Raw genomic sequence first — 2,144 nt, forward strand, 5'->3', positions numbered from 1 at the left:
GAGGTGAACTTCCTCAACGACGCCTGGGGCGGCAGCTCGGACCTCGACCGCAACCTCTATGTCGATGGCATCACCTACGGCGGACAGGCGCTCGCCTCCGGTACGGCCTCCCTTGAGCGCCCGGGTCCCGTGACGTTCACCACGCCCGCGACCGGACTGATCGGCAACGCCGGCAGCAACTATCTCGTCGGGACAGCCGACGCGGACGTGATGAAGGGGCTGGCCGGCAACGACACGCTCTACGGCGGCGACGGCAATGACACGCTCTATGGCGGCGACGGCAATGACGCGCTTTATGGCGGTGAGGGCGGCGATCTTCTCGATGGGGGTGCTGGCGCCGACACGATGGCCGGCGGCAATGGCGACGACAACTATGCTGTGGACAATCCTGGTGACGTGGTGATCGAGGCGGCCGGTGCCGGGTCTGACCGCGTCATGGCGAGCATCTCCGGCTACGTGCTCGCCGCCAATGTCGAGCGGCTGGACCTGAAGGGCAGCGCGCTGGCGGGCAGCGGCAACAGCGGCGACAATATCCTCGTCGGCAACGCGCTGGACAACGTCCTCAATGGCATGGGCGGGAACGACTCGATCAACGGCGGTGACGGCAACGACCTGCTCAATGGCGGTGACGGCAACGACGTGCTCGATGGCGGCACCGGCACTGACACGATGACTGGCGGGACCGGCGACGATCTCTACAAGGTGGACAATCTCGGCGACGTGGTGATCGAGGTGGCCGGCGGCGGTTCCGATCGCGTGGTGGCCAGCGTGTCCGGCTACGTGCTCAGCGCCAACATCGAGCGGCTGGACCTCGGCGGCAACGCGCTGACGGGAACCGGAAACGATGTTGCCAACATTCTCAATGGCAATGGCCTGGACAACCTTCTCCGCGGCATGGGCGGCGACGACCAGATCTACGGCAATGCCGGCAAGGACACGCTGGAGGGCGGCACGGGCACCGATACGCTCTACGGTGGCGACGGAGACGACTGGCTCGACGGCGGCGAAGGCGCGGATATCATGATCGGCGGCGTCGGCGACGACACCTTCATCGTCGACAACCTCCGTGACGTGGTGTCCGAGGCGGTGGGCGGCGGCTATGACCGTGTGGTCGCCAGCGTCTCCGGCTACATGCTCACGACCAATGTCGAACGGCTGGATCTCAGTGGCGGCGCGCTGACGGGCAGCGGCAACGCTCTCGACAACACGATCTACGGGAACGCGCTGAACAACACCCTCAGCGGCCTGGCCGGCAACGACAAGCTCTATGGCGGCGGTGGCAACGACACGCTGATCGGCGGCCTCGGCGCGGACACGCTGGAGGGCGGCGCGGGTGCCGATACCTTCCGCTACGGCTCCGCGGCAGAGGGCGGCGACACGATCACCGACTTCCTGCCCGGGGCGGACGTGATCGAGATCTCGGTGGCCGGGTTCAAGGGCGGCCTGGCCCTGTCCTCCTCGGTGGCGAGCCGCTTCGTCAGCAACACGACGGGGGTCTCCACCGCACCGTCCGGCACCGGTCAGTTCATCTACGAGACCGACGTAGCCAAGCTGCTCTGGGACGTGGATGGCGCGGGCAGCAGCGCCCCGGTGACGATCGCGACCTTCACCGCCGGCACGGTGCTGCACGCGAGCGACATCCACCTCATCGGGTGAGGAGAAGGATTTCACCGGGTCTGCGAAACCTTACAGGGGGATGGGAGTTGCCATCCCCCTTCCTGCTTAACCTATTGATCTAAATTCTTTCTGCTGTCGCGGCCCGCCGCTTGCTCAGGGCCCGTAGAGCCCTGGTAGCCCTGGGGTGGAGCGGTGCAGGAGACAGGCATGGGCGCGCTGCTATACGCAGCGACGGACGAGGTGGTGGCGCAGGCCCGCTCCGCGGGCCCGGGCGCTACGCCTGACGCTCGGCCCGGCACCTCGCCCGCGGCGCCCTCAGGTGAGGTCGCGTGGCTCGGAACACGGTCCCTTCCTGATCGCGGCACCGCCTCGGACGGCCAGTCGGATCGCCGCGCCATGAAGGGCAAAGCGCAGTGGCGGCGCAGGCTATGCGCCGGCACGGGCTGTTCCCGGGCATGAAGGGGTTTGGCCTGCTCCCGTCGCCCATGCGGCGCTACCGGTGGTCTTGGCCGGTGTGCGGGGCGCTG

1 protein-coding gene is annotated in these 2,144 nt (G+C 67.7%); it reads left to right on the top strand.

Annotated elements, in window-relative coordinates:
- On the top strand, nt 1–1,656 hold a 1,656-nt coding region (locus BO39_RS29265; RefSeq protein ID WP_052403042.1), incomplete at its 5' end, for a calcium-binding protein.
- Nucleotides 1,657–2,144: the final 488 nt, after the last annotated feature.

It is taken from the genome of Roseomonas aerilata DSM 19363 (genome assembly GCF_000711725.1).
GTDB classification, from domain to species: domain Bacteria; phylum Pseudomonadota; class Alphaproteobacteria; order Acetobacterales; family Acetobacteraceae; genus Roseomonas; species Roseomonas aerilata.